The sequence below is a fragment of the Marinigracilibium pacificum genome, from assembly GCF_012926615.1.
In the GTDB taxonomy this organism is placed as follows: domain Bacteria; phylum Bacteroidota; class Bacteroidia; order Cytophagales; family Cyclobacteriaceae; genus Mangrovivirga; species Mangrovivirga pacifica.
Map to the genome: position 1 here is coordinate 98,199 of NZ_JABBNU010000006.1, position 24,534 is coordinate 122,732.

General features: G+C 34.6%; 18 protein-coding genes. 8 read left to right on the forward strand and 10 right to left on the reverse strand.

Annotated elements, in window-relative coordinates; translation table 11 throughout:
* Positions 1-36 precede the first annotated feature (36 nt).
* The 3 genes from HH304_RS10585 to HH304_RS10595 all read right to left on the reverse strand — a co-directional run bounded on the left by HH304_RS10585 (position 37) and on the right by HH304_RS10595 (position 4,694).
* Positions 37-2,340 (reverse strand): OmpA family protein, encoded by a 2,304-nt coding sequence (locus HH304_RS10585; RefSeq protein ID WP_169681210.1) that lies wholly within the window; start codon positions 2,338-2,340, stop codon positions 37-39.
* Between the two features lie 91 nt (positions 2,341-2,431).
* Entirely contained in the window at positions 2,432-3,676 is a 1,245-nt protein-coding gene (locus HH304_RS10590; protein ID WP_169681212.1) for a M48 family metallopeptidase, read from the reverse strand.
* 10 nt (positions 3,677-3,686) lie between these two features.
* Positions 3,687-4,694, reverse strand: a complete 1,008-nt coding sequence (locus HH304_RS10595; protein ID WP_169681214.1) for a PorP/SprF family type IX secretion system membrane protein — start codon at positions 4,692-4,694, stop codon at positions 3,687-3,689.
* A 308-nt stretch (positions 4,695-5,002) separates the two neighbouring features.
* On the opposite strand from HH304_RS10595, the gene HH304_RS10600 reads away from it, so the two are divergent.
* Together HH304_RS10600 and yaaA are read left to right on the forward strand one after the other, a co-directional pair.
* Positions 5,003-10,228: a PKD domain-containing protein gene (locus HH304_RS10600; RefSeq protein ID WP_169681216.1), complete on the forward strand. Its 5,226-nt coding sequence runs from the start codon at positions 5,003-5,005 to the stop codon at positions 10,226-10,228.
* Positions 10,229-10,331: 103 nt separating this feature from the next.
* Positions 10,332-11,102: a peroxide stress protein YaaA gene (yaaA, locus tag HH304_RS10605; protein ID WP_169681218.1), complete on the forward strand. Its 771-nt coding sequence runs from the start codon at positions 10,332-10,334 to the stop codon at positions 11,100-11,102.
* Here the strand turns inward: yaaA and HH304_RS10610 are convergent.
* Positions 11,099-11,467 (reverse strand): RidA family protein, encoded by a 369-nt coding sequence (locus HH304_RS10610; RefSeq protein ID WP_169681221.1) that lies wholly within the window; start codon positions 11,465-11,467, stop codon positions 11,099-11,101. The genes yaaA and HH304_RS10610 overlap by 4 nt on opposite strands.
* A gap of 113 nt (positions 11,468-11,580) precedes the next feature.
* Here HH304_RS10610 and HH304_RS10615 point away from each other — a divergent pair, with 113 nt between their 5' ends.
* The 3 genes from HH304_RS10615 to rimK all read left to right on the forward strand — a co-directional run bounded on the left by HH304_RS10615 (position 11,581) and on the right by rimK (position 13,488).
* On the forward strand, positions 11,581-11,955 hold the full coding sequence (locus HH304_RS10615; RefSeq protein ID WP_169681222.1) for a prealbumin-like fold domain-containing protein: 375 nt from the start codon (positions 11,581-11,583) through the stop codon (positions 11,953-11,955).
* Positions 11,956-11,972: 17 nt separating this feature from the next.
* Positions 11,973-12,539, forward strand: coding sequence for an NUDIX hydrolase (locus HH304_RS10620; RefSeq protein ID WP_169681224.1), 567 nt, complete (start codon positions 11,973-11,975; stop codon positions 12,537-12,539).
* Between the two features lie 76 nt (positions 12,540-12,615).
* Positions 12,616-13,488, forward strand: coding sequence for a 30S ribosomal protein S6--L-glutamate ligase (rimK, locus tag HH304_RS10625; RefSeq protein WP_169681226.1), 873 nt, complete (start codon positions 12,616-12,618; stop codon positions 13,486-13,488).
* Here rimK and HH304_RS10630 read toward each other — a convergent pair.
* The gene (locus tag HH304_RS10630) at positions 13,485-13,907 is read right to left on the reverse strand and encodes an ATP-dependent zinc protease family protein (RefSeq protein ID WP_169681227.1); all 423 of its coding nucleotides are present in this window, start codon (positions 13,905-13,907) and stop codon (positions 13,485-13,487) included. The two genes, rimK and HH304_RS10630, sit on opposite strands and share 4 nt — an antisense overlap.
* 127 nt (positions 13,908-14,034) lie before the next feature.
* On the opposite strand from HH304_RS10630, the gene HH304_RS10635 reads away from it, so the two are divergent.
* Both HH304_RS10635 and HH304_RS10640 read left to right on the forward strand, forming a co-directional pair.
* The gene (locus HH304_RS10635) at positions 14,035-14,823 is read left to right on the forward strand and encodes an SDR family oxidoreductase (protein ID WP_169681229.1); all 789 of its coding nucleotides are present in this window, start codon (positions 14,035-14,037) and stop codon (positions 14,821-14,823) included.
* 65 nt (positions 14,824-14,888) lie between these two features.
* On the forward strand, positions 14,889-16,661 hold the full coding sequence (locus HH304_RS10640; RefSeq protein ID WP_169681231.1) for a tetratricopeptide repeat-containing sensor histidine kinase: 1,773 nt from the start codon (positions 14,889-14,891) through the stop codon (positions 16,659-16,661).
* Positions 16,662-16,691: 30 nt separating this feature from the next.
* Here HH304_RS10640 and HH304_RS10645 read toward each other — a convergent pair whose 3' ends face one another.
* Positions 16,692-18,911 (reverse strand): TonB-dependent receptor, encoded by a 2,220-nt coding sequence (locus HH304_RS10645; RefSeq protein ID WP_169681233.1) that lies wholly within the window; start codon positions 18,909-18,911, stop codon positions 16,692-16,694.
* A 40-nt stretch (positions 18,912-18,951) separates the two neighbouring features.
* The gene (locus HH304_RS10650) at positions 18,952-19,344 is read right to left on the reverse strand and encodes a hypothetical protein (RefSeq protein ID WP_169681236.1); all 393 of its coding nucleotides are present in this window, start codon (positions 19,342-19,344) and stop codon (positions 18,952-18,954) included.
* A 240-nt stretch (positions 19,345-19,584) separates the two neighbouring features.
* Between HH304_RS10650 and HH304_RS10655 the strand changes: the two genes are divergently transcribed.
* On the forward strand, positions 19,585-20,001 hold the full coding sequence (locus HH304_RS10655; RefSeq protein ID WP_169681237.1) for an OsmC family protein: 417 nt from the start codon (positions 19,585-19,587) through the stop codon (positions 19,999-20,001).
* Between the two features lie 39 nt (positions 20,002-20,040).
* Here HH304_RS10655 and HH304_RS10660 read toward each other — a convergent pair whose 3' ends face one another.
* From HH304_RS10660 to HH304_RS10670, 3 genes are all read right to left on the reverse strand, one after another.
* Positions 20,041-23,226: a ligand-binding sensor domain-containing protein gene (locus HH304_RS10660; RefSeq protein WP_169681239.1), complete on the reverse strand. Its 3,186-nt coding sequence runs from the start codon at positions 23,224-23,226 to the stop codon at positions 20,041-20,043.
* A gap of 323 nt (positions 23,227-23,549) precedes the next feature.
* On the reverse strand, positions 23,550-23,705 hold the full coding sequence (locus HH304_RS10665; RefSeq protein WP_169681241.1) for a hypothetical protein: 156 nt from the start codon (positions 23,703-23,705) through the stop codon (positions 23,550-23,552).
* A 121-nt stretch (positions 23,706-23,826) separates the two neighbouring features.
* On the reverse strand, positions 23,827-24,534 hold the full coding sequence (locus tag HH304_RS10670) for an ABC transporter ATP-binding protein (protein WP_271711588.1): 708 nt from the start codon (positions 24,532-24,534) through the stop codon (positions 23,827-23,829).

The window sequence follows — 24,534 nt, forward strand, 5'->3', positions numbered from 1 at the left end:
AGATGCCTTGCAGATTTTTAGGTAAGCCTTGCTTGTTTAAAGTGAGTGTTCTTTGTTAAGATCAACAATTCGAACGTCTACTCGTCGGCTTTCTTCTTTTGACAAGTTCGAGTTGTCTACCGCACCATAACCTTTAGCTATGATCCTTCTCCTAACAATTCCTCGTGTATTAAAGTAATCAAGAACCTCCTTAGCTCTTTCGTTACTTAATTTTCTATTAGTATCTTCATCGCCGTCTTTTGATGCATATCCGGAAATTTCTAATCCAAGAACCGGATTATCTTTAATGGATTCATAAATCTTAGCAAGCTTGTCATTTGCTTCAGAATTCATGCTGGCATCGCCGACATTGAAGTATATAGATACTTTTGTTTGTAAAACTTTTGCGTCGTATTCAGACCCTTTGATGATTTCAGTTCCAACTTTTGCTGATTCTTTAGATACACTGAATGTTGGTAAGCTGAAAATTGTCTCGCCATCTACTTCAGTTTTGATCAATGTTTCTTCGCCATTCTCGTCATAGTAATACCTCTGAGTTGCATGCTGAATTTTATGATTGTCCGGGTCATCAAAGTTTACTTCGTTAACAGGGTTTTTTGCAAACATTATTGTCATTAAATAGTCTAATGCTTCTGTGTCAGAAGTTGCAATAATTCCATCCATGATATCTAATAGATCAAGACTATCATTCTTGATAAGGTTAGCTTCATTAGCCATTCTAGGACTAATTTTTGTGTTTTTTTCAGTGTCATAAAACACATTACTAACCTTTACTTCCTGCCCGACTACAACGTCAAATTGTTTTATTGGGGTAAGGAGTATACGCTGATATAATTCGTAGAAATATTCCTGATCCGGTACATCAATTGCTATAGTGTATGGCAGGTAACTTTCAGATTCAACTATCAAATCATAGCTTTTTCCCGGAGGAAATATGATAAGATATTCTCCTTTTTCATTTGGAGAGTAAACATATTCTACTTTGTTACCTGAACTCTTCTCTACTACTTTAATACTTGAGTTAATTGGTTTTTTTGTGTCCCCATCAAGTATTAATCCTTTGATCATTGTTAAGGCAATATTGTTACTTCCTTCAGGCATATTGAAATAATAAATATCCTGTCCTCCTTTACCTCCTACACGGTCAGAAGAGAAGTAACCTGTTTTACCATCTGCAGATAATGTGAAGTAATTATCATCAGTAGTTGTGTTAATAGGATATCCAAGGTTTATAGGTGATTGCCATTTATCATTAACCAGGACTGTACGGAAGATATCTCTTCCACCCATAGATTTGTGTCCTTCACTTGTGAAAAATAATGTTCTCTGGTCAGGATGAATGAATGGAGCCTCTTCATTTTGTTTGGTGTTGATTGTTTTTCCAAGGTTAACTGCCGGTCCCCAAACACCTTTATCATTCAGTTCTGACTTATAAATATCAAAACCACCAACGCTTCCAGGTCTGTTACTTGAAAAATAAATTGTTTTTCCATCAGAAGTTAATGATGCAGCAGTTTCCATATATCTGCTGTTGATATTGCTTCCCAATGAAACAGGAGCCTGCCATTTTCCTTTGATTTTGTGAATTGTATATAAATCACCTGGGTCAGAAGCATTACCCACAAAAACAAGAAGTTGACGTCCATCAGCAGAAATACCTGCTGTACCAATGTTTCCTGTAGTATTTATGTTTATTTCTTCCGGATTCCCCCATGTTCCATCATCTTTCTTGGTTACAATAAAGATCTTCTCTTTAGCTCCTTTAGTAAATGGATCAAATACTGTATAAGCCATTACTTTCTCATCAGCAGAAATAACCGGATTATACTCTATTAATTCTGAATTCACTACCGAACTAAGGCTTTGCAAACGAACATCCTTCGGATCATTTAAAAAAGTTTGAGCGTTGAATCCCATTTTTTTGTACAATTCAACTTTTTCTCTTAAAGGATCATTCGGTTTAGATTCTGACAAGAAATTATCGAAAGCGTTAATAGCCTCGACAGGATTTTCGTTTCTTAATTCAGCCAGACCAAGATACCAGTATTTTTCAACAGGTAGCTTATCACTTTTTGAATCAATAGCTTTTTTTAGGTGATCAAGAGCATTTTTTTGACCTTGTACGTCAATAAGGTTTGATAATGTTACACCATATCGATAAAGTGAAACAGGATCATCAGCCCCTAATTCAACCGCTTTTTCATAATTCTTTAATGCTTCCTGATAATTTTCAATTTTGAAATATTGGTCAGCTCTATAAAGGATTTTTTCAATATCCTGAGCGTTGCCGATAAAACTAAAAAGTATTAAGAATGCAAAGACTAAAAAATTGTATTTCATATTAGTAGATATATGAATTAATTAATGTGACGCAATATTAATGATATCAGAATATAAAAATAAATGAATATTAAGTATAAACTTACAAGTGTCATTCGCTGCGTAGGGCTTTGATCCTTTTTATTAGCGGAGGATGCGAATAGTTCAACCAAACATAAAAAGGATGTGGCGTTAGATTTGATAAATTGTCAGATGAAAGTTTCTTAAGAGCTGTAATTAGTGGTTCAGCAGAATAGGTTGTTCTTGCGTAATTATCAGCCTCATATTCATTCCTTCTGCTAAAAATATTCATTCCAATACTTAATATGGTTGAAATAGGACTATATAATAAACTGAATGTAATCAGGTTTATGTGAAGGGTTAAAGATTCTGCACCTAATGCTTTTGAAAGTTCAGGTAAGAAAATTAGCTCTTTCATGATGAAAAGCATTAATCCGGTTTGAAGAATGCTTAATATCAAACTACCTATAATGTGTTTTTTCTTAAAATGACCTACTTCATGAGCAAAAACAGCAGTTAGTTCTTCAACTGAATGATTTTCAACCAGAGTGTCATACAATACAACTTTTTTGTTTTTACCGAACCCTGAAAAGAATGCATTTGCCTTAGTCGATCTTTTACTTCCATCAATAACAAATATATTAGTCAAGGGGAAGTTTACTTTTTTACTGTAGTTTTCGATAGCAGTTCTAAGATCGCCTTCCTCCAAAGGAGTGAATTTATTAAACAAAGGCATGATCAGAGTTGTGTAAAACATATTCATGAAGATTATGAATACTGTAATAACTATCCAGAATATCCACCAGAAATCAGGGCCTAGCTTATAGAGTAGAAAAAGTAAAGCTCCTAAAATTATCCCTCCCAGAATAGCGCCAAGTAAATATCCTTTAAGCTTATCTGTCCAAAATACCTTTGGAGTAGTTTTGTTAAATCCGAATTTCTCTTCAATCACAAAAGTGTGATACCAAGAAAATGGAGTAGAAATTAAATCGGAAGCGATAAAAAGAATTCCGAAAAATATCAAACCCTGGACTATCGGAGAGAAGTCGAAATGATTTGAAAGATAAAGGTTGAGCTTACCAAATCCACCGTAACCGATAAATAAAACTGTGATTATCAAAGAAAAAGCACCACTTATCCAGCCAAATTTGTAATTGGTTGAACGGTAATCTTTACTTTTTTGGTGCTGTTCTTGACTAAAGACATCTTTAAGATCTTCAGGAATGGGTTTTTCACCATGTTTTAAATTGACAAAAGAAAGGGCTTTATCAAAGATGAAGCCCGTTATGATTAATGCTAATATAAAAATCAGCAGAAATTGTGGATCAAAATTCATTATATAAGATTTAAAAATTAGGACAAGGGACAGACATAACACTACGTGGTGGTCTGTAAGGGTGGCTTCTCATTTTAAACAGGTAGTTAATTGTGATTTCATGTGCCCCACCAGCATCAAGTCCGACTTTAGACATTGTGAAATCAAACGAATAGCCTATTCTTAAGTTTTCATTCGGCATAAGTCCAACCAGTCCTACTATAGATTCAGTTAAATTCACACCACCATCACCATTGATAGGTAAACCTCTATACCAGAGTCCTAAAACTAACGGTTCCAGTGTTGCATACGTTCCTATGTCAAGTTGTTGGAAAGTTCCTTGTCTTTTGTATTGAAAAGTCGGAGTTATATTTCTTTCTCTACCAGTTCTGTTATTAGCAAATGGTAGGACGTATCCACCATGTACTGATAGTTTAATTGGTAATTTACTGGATTGATCTCCAAGAATACTTTGGTCTGGTGTCGTAAGGTGGTGAGCTGCAACACCAACAAAGAAGTTAGATGAGTACAATAAACCACCTAAACCAAGGTCGAAATAATTAACATTTTCACCAGTATTAAGAGCTTCGGCTGTTTCCTGGCTAATAAAACCATTTTGATCAAACTGATCTCCAAAAGTAAGTTTAGTGAAATTCACTCCTCTGAAAACATACCCGATATCTACTCCCGGACGAAACACAAGGTTATCAGTGAGATAAAGTTCGTAGCTATAAAGTGCATTGATAGAGGTAGATGTTAAGCCTGATAAGCCTTCGCGATCTCTTTGAATCATTAGTCCGACTGAACTATAATATCTTTCTAAATACCCATCAAAATATGCAGAGTAGCTTTCAAAAGTTGCATTGATCGAAGGCCACTGCGACCTGTAAATGGCACCAACACGCCCCATATGATGAGAACCCGTAAATGCAGGGTTCAAATATAGGTTATGGGAATAGAACTGCGAAAACTGTGCGTCCTGAGCTAAAATGACTCCAGACATCAGTAATCCGGCTATAAGAAGAAAAAATTTGTTCATGCGGTCACCTTTAATTTGACTTCGATTTATATGCAATACCAAATACTATTAATTTAAAATTGTAAAATTAATAACGATTGGCAAAATATTTATTGAGTAAACGGCACAATTTTTGTACCAATTTTGATAAATTATTGTAATCTTCTACTTAAAAAACAATTTCAAGTAAACTAGTTGACAAAACTATAATTATCAATACTTAGAATACGTTTTTTTGTTATATTTTCGTATAAATCCTCTATTCGGACAATAAAAAAATAGATATGTATAGATCGACATTTTTTAGATTCTTAAATACCTTTTGCTTAATGGCGGTATTTACCTTCATAGTTATGCCGGCAATTGGTCAGGATCTATCTAATAATATTTGGTATTTCGGGAATAGTAGTGAGTTTATTTCCTTTACTGGGGGTGAATTTCAATTAAATACCGGTCAAAGACCATTAGGAACCGGAGGGTCGGCTGTATTGACTGATCCTCAAACTGGAAAGGTTTTGTTTTATACCGATGGAAATATAATAGTAGATGCAGATGGAAATACAATGGCTGGAGTGGGAATGCCTAATGGAGATAATTCAAATACTCAGCCAGTTGTAATTGTACCCGATTTGAGTGCTCCTGAGACTTATAAAGTTTACTACATCGAAGGAGGTCAGGTGAAGTATTCAGTAGTTGATATGTCACAGCCCGGGAATGGTACAACTGCTGAACCTCTAGGTGAGATAATTTCTACAGGAAATATTCCAGGTCCATCTTTATCAAACAGGTCTGGTGCTTTGCTTTTGGTTTCTGATGGAAATGGGGGGTATTATCTTTTATCTCAGGAAGCAAATACTAATACAATTTCAGTTTCAGTAATATCTTCCACAGGGGATATCACTGCTTCACAAGATATTCCTTTTGCATCATTAGGGAATTTTACAGTAAAAAACTTTTCGATTGATCTGGCTAATGGCAAACTAGCAGTAAATACGGGGAGTTCTTTACCTAATCCATTTATTGCAGATATTGATTTAAGTAGTAATTCAATAATATTTGATCAGTATATTCTTAACCTGAATAGTAAAGGAGGAGAAGCAACAAGTATGGCATGGTCTCCTTCAGGAAGGTTTCTTTATATTTCATTTGATCATAATACAGGTCCTGATAATATTTACAGGTATGATTTACAAAATCCTTCAGTTTTGATGACAGGATTGTTAGGTGGGTTAAGCCAAACTGTAAATCAAACATTAGGAATTGGTTTGGGACCTGATAATAATATTTATTTTCTAGGCAGAACCGGATCGGGTGCTGTAGATGCCTATCGGTTTAATAATCCGGATAGCACCAATTTCTTCTTTGATGTCGAACGGCTTACAAGTCTTTCAGGAAATGGATTTGATGGAAGCGGTTTTCCTCAATTTGGAGGGTTTAATTTGGCTGATCCTAATTTGAATTTTGGATATACAAGAGCTTGTTCCGAGCTTGAGACTTTTTTATATCCTGAATTCGAACGTTCACCAGATAGTATAATTTGGACTTCAAATGGACAAGTAATTAGTCGTGATATGGTGCCTAGGGTAATATTTGATAGTCCTGGGACAGCTAATGTTACAATGACTGCCTATTATGCAGGGGAACCCAGACAAACAACATTGCCAGTAGTAATTCAGGATTCACAAGGTTTAACTGCGCAACTTCAAGATACAACTATTTGTCCGGGTACAATTACCCTTGATCCTATGGCTAGTGGAGGTTCTGGAAATTTTTCTTATTACTGGTCGACAGATGAAATTTCTCCAACTATTGATGTTGATAGCTCTGGTGTTTATTGGGTAACAGTTCAAGATGAAATTACAGGATGTGCTACATCAGCAAGGGGTCAAGTAACTGTCGTTGGTGATTCTTTAAATGAACAGGATTCATATTGGTATTTTGGCCAGGGAGCAGGAATATATTTTGATTTTGAGAATGGTCCTCAGGCTTCACCTGGAGGACTTACGAATAACCTTTTGGGTGGCGATACCTATGTGGATAATCTTGGGAGAGTATGGTTTTATACTGATGGAGTAAATGTTTATAGTGCCTTTGGTATGGACAATTCAATTACTCATACTGATATGCCTGGAGGGCAGTCAATTGAAGATGGAATGGCTTCGCAATCTACGATTATTGTAGATGCAGCTGGTGATGAATCAATGAAATACATCTTTACAACAGAGCCATATGGGTCGGGTACAGACGGTGTTTATAGGTTGGGAATGACTTTAGTTGATTTGACTGAAATTCAAGGGACATTAATTGGAGAAGCAGTAGCAACAGAACAATCATCTTATTTATTCAATGATGTAACCGAAGCTTTGGCGGTATCTTCTGATGATCGCTGGTTGATAGCTCATGAATTAGAAACTAATAGCTTCCTGGTTTGGGAAATCACAGCTGAAGGAATCGGGTCACCTGTAAAATCCCAGGTTGGATCTGTACATGGTACAGGCGGAACTGGTGAAATGGAATTATTTACCGGAGCACTAGTTGATAGTACCCAAGTAAATTGGTTAGCAACTACAGTGCCAGGTGAAAATGCTATCGAGATTTTTCAATTTAATGATTCAACAGGTGTTTTATCCGATCCGGTGAGAATTGATCTTCCATCAACTCCATTTGGATTAGAATTTCATTCGGGAGGTAGAAAGTTAGCTATATCAACCGGTAATGGAACAATTTATGAGATCGATTTAACTTCATTTGATGCTAGTGAAATACAGGCCACTTTAACAGCATTAAATACAACTGGAGCAGCACCAGGAGGAAGTGTAGGAGCGTTACAAACTGCTCCAAATGGAACAATATATCTTGCTATTGAAGGGCAATCTGAATTGTTTCCAATAATTGCTGCTGATACTGGAACAGTTTCGACAATAAATTATGATCAGGGTATAGATACAGGAGGGACAGTAGGGAAATTATTGCCACGAAACAGACAGGGAGGGGTTAGTCTCGGACAATCTCCCTCAATTGCAACGGGTCCGGCTTGTTTTGGCAGCCCTACTTTATTTACTGGTAATTACAGATATGATATTGATACCTATACCTGGAATTTTGGTGATGGAAACACCTCAACCCAGCAAAATCCACAACATCAATATGCTGCACCGGGAGAATATATAGTGACACTTAGACTCACCCGATGTAATGGTAGTATTATACCAGATGATATATTGACTGATACGGTAACGGTTTACCAATTACCTACCGATCCATTATTACAGCCTAGTCAAGTATTGTGTGATGAACCACCACTTGTTCTGGATGCAACTAATGGAGATACAGATATTGTTTTTGCGACTTGGTCTACCAGAGGAGTTGTGATCGATAGTACTACTGTTTTGAATGTACCTGATATTGGCTTGTATGAATATAGTTTGATTAACGCAGGAGGTTGTGAAACTACTGGAGAGGTGTTAGTAATTGAACCACTTCCATTAGATCTAGGCCCGGATGCTATATTATGTGAAGGTGAAGCTTTAACCTTCGATACTCAAATTGCAGGTGCAAATCTTCATAACTGGTACCTTGATGGGGCTGACCTGGGGAATACAACCAGTAGTCAAGATGTTGATACTTCCATTCCCGGGCTTTTTGAATATGTTGTTGAAGTGCGTGATCCTGCTAGTGATCCTGCAACACCATGTTTGGTAAGAGATACTGTTATGCTTCAAGTAAATGCTATACCGGTATTCACTCTGACAGGGAATTCGATTGTTTGTGGTGCGACTAACGGGCAAATTGATATTGATATAACTTCAACAGGATTTTATGCTTATGACGTAACAAATACAGGAGATAATACAGTAGTTGATAATCAGACTGGGTTAACGGGTCCGATAAATATTCCTGTAACCGGCACTATTCCAGCTGATATTTATTTAGTAAGTATTCTTGATGAGCAAACGGGATGTGCGGCCCAAGATAATGTGACAATTAATAGTAGTGCATTTACGCCGACCGCCGCAATTAATGTTGAATGTGTTGATGGAACGAACTCTATAATAATTGGTAACCTTACTGGAGGTAGTTCTTATAACTTTATAATCGAGAACACTGACATAAATCAAACTGAACCAACCAGAACATTACCTGCAGATGTAAATGGCGAAGTTGTGCTCGATGGGTTGATTTATGGTAATTATAATATAACAGTAAACCAGGGAGTTTGTGATTATTCATTCACTGACCAACTAATTGAAAATCCATCTAATTTTGAAGTGGATATTCAACCGGAGTCTTCAGTGATATGCCGAAATCCTGGAGAAACATATACTGTTGAAGCAGTATTTATCCAAGGTGATAATACAGGGAAAACATTTAGATGGCTTTTAAATGGTTCTCCATTTGCAGGAGATGATGGTTTACAAACTATTGAGATTACACAGACAGGTGATTATACGGTTGAAGTTACAGATGCAAACGGATGTATGACTTCTGTGACCGAGAACATTGAAGTAAACAATAATCCAGCTGCAATAATAAATCAAGATGGAAATGCTTGTGAAGGACAAATCACATTCTTAGCCTCCGCAAGTCCTTCAACAGATACATATTCTTTCAGATGGACAAGGCCAGATGGTACCACCACAACAGGTCCTAGTTACCTTGTATCGGATCCTTCTGAATCAGGAACTTATAGTTTAACTGCAATCAGTACTTCTACAGGATGTGAAAATCAAATATCTACAGATGTAACTGTTTTCGAACCGCTTGATGTATTTGCTGTTCCAACCAATGTTCAATGTAATGACGGAAGTGAAGTAACCTTTGAAGCTTCTGCAAATAAAACAAATGTTACATATAGATGGTTTGGCACTAATGGAAACCCGATACCAGATACGAATTCACCAACTTTTACAACATTTGAAGAGGGAGGAGTGATTTCTGTCGAGGTTACTGATGAGAATAATTGTTCAGTAAGGGAGAATTTATTGATAGACAGAAAGCCTGTCGGATTCAGTGATCTTCAGGATTTTGCAGAGATCTGTTCACAGATTGGAGCTGAGAATCCAGAGCTTTCAACAACAACTTTGATTTCCGATCTTGATAATGAGTTTATAATTTATCAATGGACATATAATGGTGTTCCTGTTGGAGCCAATTCACCAGAATATACCACTGAAATAGGTCAGACAGGTGGATTGTATGAAGTGAGTATGGAAAATGCATTTGGGTGTGTGGTTAACGATTCGATTTTTGTAGAAGATAAATGTACACCTACTTTCGGAGCCCCTAATGCAATTAGACCAAACAGTGGAATTGATGATAATCAGCGATTTAAGATTTTCCCGAGGTTTATATCTGCTAATGATTTTGAGTTGGTGATTTATAACAGATGGGGAGAGCTGATTTACTATACAAATGATATTGATTTTGAATGGGATGCGACCCATAACGGTAATGATGTTCCTGTTGGTTCGTATGTATATGTTGCTACTTTTAAAAGTGAGTTTGAAGATGGAGAATATTATAAACAGCGGGGTGGGGTCACGGTATTAAGATAAAAATTAAAGATCCCTCCAATTTGGAGGGATTTTTTTTATTCTTTGAAAACAGCAAAGGCAAATATTTCGTTAGTTTTGTGGTTGGAATAAATTTTTAAATGTTATGATCCTTATAATATCACCTTCTAAAACTCAAGATTTTTCAGATAGTGATTTTAAAATTAAGAGCTCAATTCCTGAGTTTTTGTCCGAATCTAAGAAGTTGGTTAGAGAGCTACGAAAGTTATCTGTTACTCAATTGGAATCTTTGATGGCAATTTCTACAAATTTGGCTGAGTTAAACGCTCAGAGATTTGAAGAATTTTCAGTTCCATTTAGTGAGGATAATGCCAAGCAAGCTCTTATGGCATTTAAAGGTGATGTCTATACCGGGTTTGATTTTGGAAGTTATTCTGAAAGTGATTTTGAATTTGCACAGAATCATCTAAGAATTCTTTCAGGATTATATGGTATGTTAAAACCCCTGGATCTCATTCAGCCTTACCGTCTTGAAATGAAGACGAAATTAGAAAATGAAAGAGGTAAAGATTTATATAAGTTTTGGGGAGACAGACCAACAGATAAATTGAATAAAGAATTTAAGGAACATAAAAGTAAGGTGCTTATTAATCTGGCTTCAAATGAATATTTTAAAGTTATAGATAAAAAGAAGCTTGATGCTGAAATTATTACTCCAGTATTTAAAGAAATAAAAGGAGGGAAAGCTAAGGTAATTGCGATTTTTGCCAAGAAAGCTCGTGGTACTATGGCTGATTATATAATCAAAAATAAAATACAAAATCCAGAGGAGCTTAAGCTGTTTACTGGAATGGGGTATACATTCGACAATGAATTGTCAAGTAAAAATGAATTTGTATTTACTAGAGAGTCTTAAAGCTTAGCAATTGCTTCAATAGCAATTTTAGCATCCATTGGAAGTTTACTCACTTCAATTACAGAGCAAACGGGTTGTTGAATTTTGAAAAATGATTCATAGATTCTTTTAATCTTGGATATTTCGGAGATATCAGTGACAAATATTGTGGTTTTAACAAGATCTACGAAGTTTAACTGTTTTAATTCAAGAACTTCCCTTAAGTTTAACATAACCTGAAGAGCCTGACTATCTATATCAGTACCGGATAAACTTTTACTGCTATGGATTATAGGTAATTGAGCAGAGCAAAAAAGGAAGTTTTCGGTAATGATAGCATCCGGAGCAGATAAAATGTTGTCAGAATGTTTTTTAATTGTTTCCATGTGGGTTGTTAAAATTTTATTGGGTGTTTAGTTTTTGAATTAACTTAACCTATACATAATTTAATTAATATTTACTTAACTAACTATTTCATTATTAATAATTTAAACTGACTATGAGAAACTTAGTATTTTTACTTGCATTATTGACATCTTCTGTCATTAATTTTTCTTTTGTCTCTGATTCAGTAGTTGAAAATCAGATATTTACAACTTCTTTAAGATTAACCGTATTAGATGAATTAGGAAATCCTGTAGAAGGTGCTGAAGTCAAACTTTACAAGACTGAAGATGATTATAATAGTTCGGAAAATCATGTAAAAGAGGTTTATAAAACGGATCAAAAGGGTAGAGTTGTAATAAAAGACCTTGATATGGAGAAATATTATGTTAATGTTGAGAAGGGAGATCTTAATAATTACATGACTGGAAATATCGTCGGTCCGCTTGAAAATGGTAAAATGAATAGAGCAAACATTATCATAAACTAAAAAACACCTATTGTATAATGAATTTTGATCTGATACCTGCCTTAAAAGGAATGAAGTATAAGGAGGAAATTGAAGAAGAATTTATTGAGAAAATGATTCATCTTCATAATGAGGAGCCTGAGGCATATACCAGAAAATCTAATGATGCACATTTTACAGCATCTGCAATATTGATCGATCAATATTGTGAAGAGATATTATTATTAAATCATAAAAAATTAGGTCGATGGCTACAACCTGGTGGCCATGCGGATGGAGAAAAAAATCTTCCGGAGGTTTCAATGAAAGAACTCCATGAAGAGACTAATGCATTGAGTGCAAAGTTATATGATATCATTCCTTTTGATGTAGATATCCATAAAATCCCTGAATCAGGAGAAGTGAAAGAACACTATCATTATGATCTCAGATTTTTATGGATAACCGATAATAAAGAAGAAGTAAGAAGTAATAAGGAATCTAAGGGGTTAAAATGGGTTTCGATATCTGAATTGGCAGATGTAACTGATGAAGAGTCATTTGCCAGAATTCAAAGAAAATTAATTGCAATTTCTAGCAATATTTTGTTATCCGTAGGTACTTAATTAAATTAATTAATAATCAAAAATTAGTATAATCTAAATGAGCGATTATTTTTGTCGCTATAAATTTATTTGATTAATGAACATTGTAATATTATCTCGTAACACATCATTATATTCGACAAAAAGACTTGTAGAAGCTGCGGAAGCTCGTGGTCATAATGCCAGAGTAGTCGATCATACAAAGTGTAATATTCTTATTGAGAAAAAGAACCCGCAAATATATTACAATGGTGAGGAGTTAAAGGATGTTGATGCAATCATTCCAAGAATTGGTGCTTCAGTAACATTTTATGGAACGGCAGTTGTAAGACAATTTGAAATGATGAATGTTTTTACAACAGTGGATTCTCAATCATTGGTAAGGTCACGAGATAAGTTACGTTCATTTCAAGTGTTAAGTAGGGCAGGATTAGGCTTGCCTAAAACAATTTTCACTAATTATTCAAGGGATGTTGATACTATCATTGATCAAATAGGTGGGGCTCCATTGATAATTAAGTTACTAGAAGGGACTCAGGGATTGGGCGTTGTACTTGCAGAAACAAAGAAGGCAGCATCGTCTGTACTAGAAGCATTCAATGGATTAAAGGCCAGGGTAATTGTTCAGGAATTTATTTCTGAAGCAAAAGGAGCGGATATCAGGGCTTTTGTTGTTGACGGTAGAGTAGTTGGGGCTATGAAGCGTCAGGGTAAGAAAGGCGAGTTCAGATCTAATTTGCATCGAGGAGGTACTGCTGAAGTTATCGAATTGACTCGTGAGGAAGAAATAGCAGCTGTAAGAGCAGCTAAGGCATTAAAACTTGGAGTTGCCGGTGTTGATATGTTGCAATCTTCTCGTGGACCTCTAATTATTGAAGTGAACAGTTCTCCGGGACTTGAAGGAATAGAAAAGGCAACAGGTATAGATGTTGCCGGACAAATAGTGAAGTTTATAGAAACAAACTCTTAATCTGAACTATTTTGTGAATGTAAATATTTGGCAGAAACATCAACTAAAAATGTTTTTGCCAATACTTTTCGGCCAATTAGTAAAGGGTATCGCATATCAGACCGATCACTAAAACTTAAATCAACCATTTTCTCAATATCTCCGATTCGCATTTTGGTGCGGATAAAATATCTCTTTGATTTATCTCCAAATGAACTCTTTACTTTAGTGATCTTAAAATCAGTAAATTTCTTTTCGACAGGTTGGTCACCTATTAAATCTAAAGTAATAATTAATGTTTTCACATTATTAATTGTCTCAATACGAAGGTCGTGATAGTGTATGGCACTTCTATATGCACCGGTATCAATTTTAGCCTTCAGTCCAAATAACCCTAATTCGGGTAAATCAACAAACTCATTTCTTCCGATTATTTCCATATTAAGTCAAATATATCATTTATCAAACGCAATATTTATTCTGGTGTTTAAATCTTTTACATAAAGTTCTTGACTAATAATTACCAAGTTTATGATGTAAAAATTAATTTGTAGGAAATAATGAATAATGGAGATTTCTTTAAAAGGTAGAAGAGCATTAGTTTGTGGAAGCTCAAGGGGCATAGGAAAGGCTATTGCAATAGCTTTAGCAGGTTCTGGTGCCTCAGTACTCCTGATGTCTCGGGATAAAGATAAATTAAAGGAGGTTATTTCTGTTTTAGATACCACTTCAGGGCAAGAACATGATTTTATTGTTGCTGACTTTAATGAACCTCATTTAGTTGAGAAGAGAATTAATAAATATCTGGAAAGTGGTAAGAATATTGATATTTTAATCAATAATACAGGAGGACCCTCGCCGGGATTAGCTTTTGAGTCAGAACCGGAACTTTATCAAAAAGCATTTTCTGCCCATTTAATAGTTAATCAAATATTATTACAGGCTACTTTGCCGCATATGCAGAACCAGCAATTTGGCCGCATTATTAATATTATTTCAACATCTGTTAAAGCTCCAATTCCCGGACTTGGTGTTTCGAATACCATTAGAGGAGCTGTAGCTAACTGGTCAAAAACTATTTCAGTTGAGTTAGCTGGTTTTGGTATAACAGTAAACAATATTTTACCCGGATTAACAAAAACAGATAGATTAAAGAGCATAATAAAAAATAAGGCTGAATCAGAATCAGTCACTTTTATGGAAATGGAAGATAGAATGATGAAATCAATTCCTGTAGGAAGATTCGCAGAACCTGAAGAAATTGCCGATACTGTTGTATTTTTGGCATCCAATAAAGCATCGTATATAAACGGTGTAAGTTTAGCAATAGATGGAGGTAAGACACCGGTTCAATAATTGTGAATAGGCTTTTTTATAGTATAGTACTGTATGTTTTTATTTATTGCCAGCAGTTCTCGTTAATGGCACAAGTTGATCAATTATATTTTGAGGAACTTAACTATGATGAGAAAATTGAGGCAATAGACTCCCTTAATGCCTTTGCCTGGGAAATAAAAGCTTCTGATATATCAAAATCTCTTGAGATATCTAAAGCTGTAATGAATGAATCAATACTTCTGGATTACGTAAAAGGAAGGGCTTCAGCATTACAAACTCTTGGTTATATCAACTATATTTTAGGTAATTATTCTCAGGCTACTGAGTTATATCTCAAAGGATTGAGGTCTTTTGAAGAAATTCAAGATGTTAAAGGCCAGATTATTATTACCAATGCAATGGGGCTTCTTTATTTTAGAATGGAAAGGTACGATCTCGCTGGTGATTATTATAAAAGGGCTGAAAAGATAGCATCAGATGTGGGCTTATTAGAGTACATATCCAGAATAGATAACAATAAAGGTATGCTCTATCTTGCCATTAACAAACCCGAACAAGCCTTAAATAGTTTCAGGAACTCACTGGATTATATGAGTAAACAGGAAAACCGTCAGGGTGTAGCTTATTTATATAATAATATTGCGGAGTCTTATCTAAAACTTGAAAACTATGATTCGGCTGAGTATTACTTTGATCTCTCTCTTAAAATCAAAAGGGTAATTAATGATAATTATGGTATTGCTTATACACTATTAAAATCTTCAGATTTATATATTGGAAATAGGGATACAGCTAAAGCACTTCAAAGTATTGATGAGGGAATTGAACTATCAAGTAAATATTCAAATGGCCCACTATTGCTTGATTTTTATATGCATAAATATCAATTGCAAAAAGCCACTGGTAAGTATGAGGATGCTCTGTCTGTTTTGGAAGTTCATAATTCACTGAGAGACTCATTGAATTTAAAGGATGAGAAGTTAAAAGTGGCCAGTTTGGAACTTACCAGGCAGCTTGAAGAAAAAATTAATGAACTTAACCTTGCCAAGAAGGTACAGGCAAATAATAGAATAAACACATTGCTCTTGGCTGGGGTTATTATTTTACTTTTTGGATTGGTTATTCTTATTTCATTGTACTACAGAGGAAAAGTAAAAGCCAATAAAGAACTTCAAGAGCTAGTAAAGATCAAAGATGAACTGTTTACTATCATTTCTCATGACTTTAGAGCTCCATTAAAATCATTGAAGGGGATGCTCGAGCTAATGCGTATGGGTGGAGTATCTGAAAGAGAACTACAGTTTTTAACTGCTGAAATGCTAGTCAGGTTTGATCAAACCGACGAGATGTTAACCAACCTTTTACATTGGGCTAAAAGTAGTATTGACGAACAGCAATTAATACCGGAATTTATAAATGTAAAAGATCTGTTGATCGAATCAATTAGTTCATTTGATAATCTGGCCCGCCAGAAGCAACTTGATTTGAAAATTAATGTTTCATCCGGGTTAAGTATTCTTACTGACCGAAATGCACTGTCGTTTATTTTGAAGAATCTTTTTTCAAATGCAATGAAATTTAGCAAGGATAATAGTGTGGTAAGAGTAAATGCATTTAACAAAGGAAATCAGATTATTTTTGAAGTTCAGGATTTTGGATTTGGCATTTCATCTGATCAACTTAATGATCTTTTTAGATGGAAAGCAGCAGGCAAAAGAAGTCTGGCTCAGGGAGTAGGAATTGGCTTAATGCTTTGTTATGATTTAGCTAAAAAGTTAAAAGGGGAGTTGTTAGTTGAGTCACATCCGGAAGAAGGAAGTACTTTTATATTGAGAATTCCTCATTTAAATAAGTAATGGTCGCCATATAAATGACGACCATGTATTTTAGAATTTTATACCCACCTGAATCCTGAAATTTAAAGGGTATCCAGGTGTAAGGTTCATCTCTGTTATAGGTGAAAATTCATTCTGAAGTTTTGATTCGGTAGCAAATTGGGCCTCTTCCCATTCTTCATTAAGAATATTTTCAATTATTAGTTTTATATAGAAATCACCTGGCTCATATTTTATATTACTATCAAAGAGCAAGTATCCTTCTGCAGTCAATTCATACATTTCATCACCAGGTCTATCACCCAGATATCTGTATCTTAAATTAGAAGAAAATTTACCTTTTCGATAGGTTATTCCACCCATTGAAGTAATTGATGGAGCTAATGGGATATAATCAGATCCCTCGGGAGAACCTGAAGCTCTTGCTTTTGTTAAATTTAGGTCAAAATCAAGGCGTAGTGATGGAATTATGTCATACCTTATTGCCAGGTCAATCCCATTGCGATTTGTTTCACCTGAAGGTTCAACTATCCCTGCATCACCAACATATACCAATTCTGATTCAAGATTAAGACTCCAGAAGGCTGCATGAACTATTAAATTAGATGTTGGCATCCATTGAACAATGAAATCCAGTCCTTTTGCTCGAGGAACTAAGGGTAGTTCTTCATTAGCTAATATTACCCTGGAGTCATTTGAATGAAACCCAAAACTATACATACCTATCAGGTTTATTTTAGGAGAGATAGAATATGAGGCTTTTAATTTCGGAGAAAACCTGGTTTCATCTTTAGATTTGAAACCTGTAAGAGAATCAAGTTTGTTCAAGAACCCAAATTTGAAATGATCTATTCTGGCACCTATTGCTATACTTAAATTCTTTAATTCGTAACTTAATTCGGTAAAAGTAAATAAGTTAGTTTCATGGATGTCTCCCAGAGACTTATACCCTAGAAATGTGTTTCTACGAAAAGTATTTGCCAGACTAACATCATTTGCATTATCTTTTCTGAATCCTGCCCCGAGATCAATGGTGAAATCATTTTCATTTTTAGTCTGAAGTGGAATACTTAGCTGACTTTGTCCTCCAAATAATAATCTATTTTCCTTTTGACGAATTTGATCTCCATATACTGGGTCATCAAGAAAAAATGTAAAGTTTGAAAAGAGGTCGAAATTATACTGAGACAAATAGTAATCGTTTTGTAGTATAATATCTTTATTAATTATCGAGGTTGAATTTAATACAAGTGATGCTCGAGAAGTTTCACCTCCTTCCGTAGGATCCAAACTACCATAACGACTAATTGAACCGTTGTTTACTGCTCTTGGTGGAATTTGGCCAGATGCATACCAGTTTGAATAGTGATACATTCCGGTAATACTTGTAATTGATTTGTCAGAGTTACTGGTGTACTTACCTTGAATATTGATTCGGTCGTAGTTTTGTGGTGAATCAAAAGGACCATCATTCATTAAATATTCAGTAGCAGCATAAAACTGTTGATTACTTTTTTCAGATTCAAATAATTTAATCGCAGAGAATATTCTAAAGTTATTGAAACTTCCACCCTGTATATTGACTTCATTGTCATCTATAAAATCTGCAGTTTCGAAATTAATGGCTCCTGCCGTTGAGAAATTTCCTTTGCTGATTGAATGTGGGCCGAAATTGTACTTTACTTCTTTGATTAGTTCAGGAATCAAAAAATGGAGATCAGCATAACCTTGCCCGTGAGCATGACTTACCATATTTACTGGCATTCCATCAACAGCTAATAACAAATCAGTACCATGGTCAATATCAAACCCTCGAGTGAAAATTTGCTCTGCTTTACCACCGCCGGCATGTTGGGCAATGAAAATTCCAGGTACAAGCCGTAGCACCTCCTGGCTATTTGCCGGTTGACGCATATCAATATCTATTTTTGACAGAGTTTCCATTGGGTCATCCCTTCCCGAAACAATCTCTATTTGATCAAGAAGCTGAGACTCTTTAATTAATAGTACAGTTTTAGCTTCTGAAATAAGTGTTTTGGTTGGTTTATAACCAATATGAGAAAACAAAATTGTGTCATTTTTGGATCCTCTTAAGCTCCATGTTCCAAGGTCAGTAGTATGTATGATTTGATTATCCCGAACCCGAATTACATGTACACCAGAAATAGGAGTATTATTCTTTTCATCCAATACTTTACCAGAATAGACTTCCTGAGCATAGGTATATTCAGATAAAAAGAATATGAATAATAGAATTATTCTATATTTCATTTTTATAAAATATTAATGGTTAAAAAATTAGTTTAATATTTTATAAAAATGAGTTTGGAGGAGGGGAGACTAAATTAATGATATAGTCTTTATAGAAGTTTATAAAAAGGTTATTGCCAATTTCCGGATGAAAATCTAAGTGTGGTATATTAGAGGTTACGATTAATAAATGATCAAAAAATTTAAAATCAGTTTTGTTGTCCTGATCATGGCCATCATCATTTAGATCGATGATGGATAATACTTTTTGACTGATAGAGTCTAGTAAACTGTGTGAATGTGAATGTGAATGATTCGAGTGGTTATGATGATGGTTATTATTTGAATTAGATTTGTTTTGGTGAAGGTGAGTTATTTGAGTGCTATGTTCATGATATGGATCTTCATTAGAAATTATATGGGCCATAAAATGAAATAACTTAGTATTCATCATATAAAATGAAGGGGTTAGATATATAAATATAAGCCCGGCAATAAATATATATGATGAAATTGCTTTCAAAATCTACCTGTTGATATTATATAATTTAAATTATAAAGTTTAAATTAATATTAATCAAATCTAGTCAAGTGGATTCAATTATGCTTGAATTCAATGTTTATTATAATTTAAAGACTTTAATTAATAGTTTCTCAATTTGAATTAATTCATTCAATCTATAAACCAACTAATATGAAAATTACTAGAAAAGCCTCAGCTAACTGGAAAGGTGCCGGTAAAACAGGTAAAGGAACACTTACTACAAACAGTGGTGTTTTGTCTGATACAAAATATAGCTTTTCAACCAGGTTTGAAGATGAACCAGGTACAAATCCGGAAGAGTTAATTGGGGCAGCCCATTCAGGTTGTTTTTCAATGAAACTAGCTTTTGTGTTACAAGAAAATGGCACTGAAGCAGAAGATATTAGCACAGAATCTAAAGTAGAACTTGAAGATGGTGCGATTAAACACGTTTACTTGAAAACTAAAGTAAAAGCTCCAGGACTGGATAAAGATAAGTTTACCGAATTAGTTAATGATGCAAAAGATAATTGCCCGATTTCTAAATTGTTGAATGCAGAAATACATCTTGAAGCTGAACTAGTTTAAGAAGAAAATAAAAACTGCCAGTTGATACTGGCAGTTTTTTTAATTTTTTAGTTCAATCAATTCTTTTTGTAATTGTTCTATTCTAGTTTCCAGTTCCTTAGACCTTCGATCTCTGTCTTCATTTATTGCTTCAAGCTCTTCCAGATTTTGCTGTAGTTCTTCTTCCCTGTGTTTTAATTCTTCTTCTTTTAAACGGGATTCTTCAAGCAATACTTTTGTCTGCTCACTTAGTTTGAAAGTGTTAATTGTAGTGGTAAGTCTTTTTGCAAATTCTTCAGTAAAATCTATCTTGATCTTATCAATCGGTTTAAACGATGCCAACTCAAGGACTCCAACTATTATCTCCTCATATTTGAGAGGAATTAATAGTAGATAGTTTGCATTTGATTGCCCTAAGCCACTTTCTATCTTAATATAGCCATCAGGAAGGTTGTCAAAATATTTTATCTCACGATCCATAAAACAAGACCCTACCAGTCCTTGTCCTACTTCGAATGAAGATTTTGAAGGGTAACCGAAATCTGCAATTTGGTTAAGTATTATTCCGTCAAAGTCGGTACTTTCTTCTGCCAGATATATTGCAGCAATTGAAACATCAAGGTGCTGAACCAGGTTTTTAAGAACATTTGATGACATTTCTTTCAAGTCATTTCTGCTGTTACTAAGTACTTCACCCATTCTTACAAGGCCCTGGTCTTTCCAGATTCTGTCTTTTTCTTTTTCCCGTTGTTCTTTTATTGCTCTTTTTTGTTCTTCGACCTCATCTTGCGCTTCTTTGATTTTACGTTCCAAAGTAAGCTTGTCCTTTTTAAGGCTTTTTTCTCGATGCTTTATGAAAAATACTATTGCCGAGGTGAGTGAAATAAAAATGATAGCATAAAACCACCATGTTTTCCAAAATGGAGGATCAATAGTTATCGTTATTGATTTGCCTTCTTCATTCCAGATGTTATCATTGTTGGAAGCTTTCACTCTGAAGGTATATGTGCCAGGGTCAAGGTTGGTATAGGTCGCTGTTTTTTTGTTGCCTACGTAATTCCAGTCTTCATCAAAACCTTCCAGATAATATGCATACTGGTTTTTCTCAGGATGATTGTAGTTTAATGAGGCAAACGAAAATGAGAATACATTATGTGTGTATTCAAGGTTTATTTCATCCAGGAATGTTATGCTCTTTTCAATTACTGAATCTTTGCCAATTCCAGCAGGCTTGTTGAAAATGTTAAATTCACTTATTACAACCGGTGGTATTGTGGTGTTATTTCGTATTTGAGAAGGTTCAAAAATATTTAAACCATTAACCCCACCAAAAAGCAGAAGACCTTCACGACTTTTAAAAGATGCTCCCCAATAAAATTCATTTGACTGCAAACCTTCACCAGCATCATAGTTTCTGAATGACTTAGTGGTTTTATTAAATTTTGATAAACCATTGTTTGTTGACAGCCAAAGGTTGTTATCCACATCTTCAAGTAAGCCGAAGATTACATTATTAGGAAGGCCATCTAATTCAGAATATTTTTTGAATTTTCCTGATTCAAGGTTCATTTGTGTGAGTCCTCCTCCAAAGGTTCCAATCCATAGATTGTCGTCCTTGTCTAGGTATAAACTAATAACGTGGTCACCAGAAAGTCCGTCAGCAGTAGTGTAACTCTGGATCTTTGCTCTGTCAGGGCTTAATCTATGCAACCCATCCCAGGTACCTATATACAGGTTTCCCTTATTGTCTTCAATAAATGCTTTTCCTTGAATGGTAGAGCCAGAAAGTTGTTTGTGAGGCGAAATTGTCCAGGTACTATCACTATAGTTATATGAAGCTAGTCCCTTTTCTGTTCCAACCCATAGAGTACCTCTGGAGTCTTTGTAAATTATCTGTATTCTGTTATCAGGAATAGACTTAGGGTTTGACGGGTCAGCTTTTAAAAAGGTTATTGATTGATCATTAGGGTTAAAGATATTAATCCCACCACCCCAGGTGCCAATCCAGTAATTTTCAGAATTATCCTGATATATATTCGAAATTTCCTGACTAGAAAGATTCTCATTATGTTCAAATCTTTCCAAAGTGTTAAGTTGATAATTTATCAGGTTTATTCCCCCTCCCTGAGTTCCTACCCAAAATTTACCATCCTTACCTTGAAAAATACTTCTTATTGTATTGTGAGAAAGTGAATTAGGATCATTTGGATCATAGCGATAAGTAGTAAACGCTTTGCTTTCAAGAACTTTGTTTACTTTAGCACCTTCATTTCCAATCCAGATGCCATTATTACTATCCTGAAATATTATTCTTGGCTGGTTATTACTCAAACTTGACGGGTCTGAAGGATCATTTTTGATATGAGTATAGTTGCCATTTGATAAGTCAATTATATCCAGCCCTCCATTTGATGCTATCCACGCTTTATTGTTATCATCAATATGAATATCGTAAACGCTATTGTCAGAAATGCTTTTTTCGTTTTCTGATTCATGTGTTAAATACCTAAATGTATTGGTGTTTTTATTTAGAATATTAATACCTGCATTATCTGTTCCTACCCAGATTTCGTTTCCTCTGCTACTTATTGTTCTAATGTTGGTAGAATTCATTCCTCCTTCCTGAGGTTTATAAGTTGTTATTTCTTGAGTCTTAGGTGAATACTTATAGAGACCATCAGAAGTGAACCAAATATCGCCATCATTATCTTCATGGATAGCTAAAACAGGAAATTGAGTATCAGGATTAATTCTGGTGAATTTACCTGTTTCGGGGTTGAATTTGTTTATGCCATTAGCCCACGTTCCTACCCAAACAGTATTGTCTGATGCTACAATAACAGACCAAACAGCATTACCGCTGATAGATGTATTGTCGTTTTTATTGTTTTTATAAACTTCAAACCTCTCCTCTTTAGCTATATATTTATTTAGTCCCCCACCTTGTGTAGCTATCCAAATGTTACCAGTAGAGTCGCTGGCTAATGCCCGAATGTTATTGTCCGATAAAGAATTACCTAGTCCGGGTATATTTTTAAATACTCTGACTGAATAACCGTCGTATCTAAGCAGACCGTCTTGTGAGGCAAACCAGATAAATCCCAGGGCATCTTGTGATATATCAGTAACAGATCTGTATTGTAATTCCTGGACATTATCTAAGTGATCAAACTTAATATCCTTTTGCTGAGCGGATATACCAATAGGAATTAGAATAAGCGCGAGTATTCTAGTTAAAAAAATCATGTTTATTTGGGTTTTAATATTTAGAATCCACTATTCTTTGGGAAAAATAGAGAACGTTTAAATATTTACAGTTTCATGTAATTTCTAAAATACATAAAAAGTTGATTTAATGAAGAGTGATGCAAGGAATTGTACTATATAAGACATTTATAGTATAAAGACAGGATTACGCAGATAGTGATAGGATTGCGTATTTGTATTAATTATATTTTTAATTGAATTATATTAATCTATTTAGCTTTAGTGTAGGGTAAGTGATGTTTTTCGATTTCAATCGTTTGAAATCGACTCAGTGATTGTAAATGTATGTTTAAAAGGTTTTTTTAGGAATTATTGTTTGCCTTATGTATCCATTCTTTTAGTTTTTGAGAATCATCATTATTGAGGTTTTTTAAAGCCTTTTTATACTCTTTTTTAAAAACTTGAGGGTAGCAAATTACTTTTGAAAGTATCAGCTTTGAATAAGATAAAGGTGACATATACTTTGAATTTTGATATGCCCGAAATTAGAAATGATAAGGTAGAAATTCAGTGACTTTTGTAACCCTGATATATGATAAAGCCCGGTTCAACCGGGCTTTTATATAAGTTTTATTTTCTTTATCCGATGGAGAAATATTCTTCCAGTTCCTGAAGAGTATTGCTCGACGTTTTAATGTCTTTATTTAACTCTCCATCATGAAGAAGAACAATTCTTGAGCAAAGATCAGTAACATGTCTTAAATCATGGGAACTAACCAGAATAGCAGCATTTGTTCTTTCGTTATATTCTTTTAAAAGATTTTTGAGCTTGATCTGTGAAGATGGGTCAAGGTGTGCAAAAGGTTCGTCTAAAATGACTACCTCAGGCTCCCAAAATATAGCTCCTGCTATCCCTATTCTTACTTTATTTCCAGTAGAAAGATCTCTGATATATTTTTTAGTATTGATTAGTTCATCACCAATGAAACTCATTAATGGCTCTAATTTAATACTAATGTCTGCATCTTTAATATTATGTGAAGAAGCAACGAACTTAATGTATTCCATTGGAGTCAGGAAATCAATTAAAAAGCTTTCATCAAGATAGCTTCCTGTGATGTGTTTCCATTCCGAAGATTTGTTTACAGGTTGATTTAAAATAGAAACATTTCCTGAATTAGGCCTTATTAAGTCCAGAATACAACTAAAAAGGGTTGTTTTTCCAGCTCCATTGTTTCCTGCAAGACCAAATAATTCTCCTTTATTAATGTTTAAGGATTCAATATTAAGTGCAGTATGATCTCCGTATTTCTTCGTTAGTTTATTTACAGTTAATATATTTTCCAT

What these genes read in the sequence shown, in the direction of transcription:
- HH304_RS10585 (WP_169681210.1), bottom strand. Translation starts at nt 2,340, where the DNA reads ATGAAATACAATTTTTTAGTCTTTGCATTCTTAATACTTTTTAGTTTT.
- HH304_RS10590 (WP_169681212.1), bottom strand. Translation starts at nt 3,676, where the DNA reads ATGAATTTTGATCCACAATTTCTGCTGATTTTTATATTAGCATTAATC.
- HH304_RS10595 (WP_169681214.1), bottom strand. Translation starts at nt 4,694, where the DNA reads ATGAACAAATTTTTTCTTCTTATAGCCGGATTACTGATGTCTGGAGTC.
- HH304_RS10600 (WP_169681216.1), top strand. Translation starts at nt 5,003, where the DNA reads ATGGCGGTATTTACCTTCATAGTTATGCCGGCAATTGGTCAGGATCTA.
- yaaA (WP_169681218.1), top strand. Translation starts at nt 10,332, where the DNA reads ATGATCCTTATAATATCACCTTCTAAAACTCAAGATTTTTCAGATAGT.
- HH304_RS10610 (WP_169681221.1), bottom strand. Translation starts at nt 11,467, where the DNA reads ATGGAAACAATTAAAAAACATTCTGACAACATTTTATCTGCTCCGGAT.
- HH304_RS10615 (WP_169681222.1), top strand. Translation starts at nt 11,581, where the DNA reads ATGAGAAACTTAGTATTTTTACTTGCATTATTGACATCTTCTGTCATT.
- HH304_RS10620 (WP_169681224.1), top strand. Translation starts at nt 11,973, where the DNA reads ATGAATTTTGATCTGATACCTGCCTTAAAAGGAATGAAGTATAAGGAG.
- rimK (WP_169681226.1), top strand. Translation starts at nt 12,616, where the DNA reads ATGAACATTGTAATATTATCTCGTAACACATCATTATATTCGACAAAA.
- HH304_RS10630 (WP_169681227.1), bottom strand. Translation starts at nt 13,907, where the DNA reads ATGGAAATAATCGGAAGAAATGAGTTTGTTGATTTACCCGAATTAGGG.
- HH304_RS10635 (WP_169681229.1), top strand. Translation starts at nt 14,035, where the DNA reads ATGGAGATTTCTTTAAAAGGTAGAAGAGCATTAGTTTGTGGAAGCTCA.
- HH304_RS10640 (WP_169681231.1), top strand. Translation starts at nt 14,889, where the DNA reads ATGGCACAAGTTGATCAATTATATTTTGAGGAACTTAACTATGATGAG.
- HH304_RS10645 (WP_169681233.1), bottom strand. Translation starts at nt 18,911, where the DNA reads ATGAAATATAGAATAATTCTATTATTCATATTCTTTTTATCTGAATAT.
- HH304_RS10650 (WP_169681236.1), bottom strand. Translation starts at nt 19,344, where the DNA reads ATGATGAATACTAAGTTATTTCATTTTATGGCCCATATAATTTCTAAT.
- HH304_RS10655 (WP_169681237.1), top strand. Translation starts at nt 19,585, where the DNA reads ATGAAAATTACTAGAAAAGCCTCAGCTAACTGGAAAGGTGCCGGTAAA.
- HH304_RS10660 (WP_169681239.1), bottom strand. Translation starts at nt 23,226, where the DNA reads ATGATTTTTTTAACTAGAATACTCGCGCTTATTCTAATTCCTATTGGT.
- HH304_RS10665 (WP_169681241.1), bottom strand. Translation starts at nt 23,705, where the DNA reads ATGTCACCTTTATCTTATTCAAAGCTGATACTTTCAAAAGTAATTTGC.
- HH304_RS10670 (WP_271711588.1), bottom strand. Translation starts at nt 24,534, where the DNA reads ATGGAAAATATATTAACTGTAAATAAACTAACGAAGAAATACGGAGAT.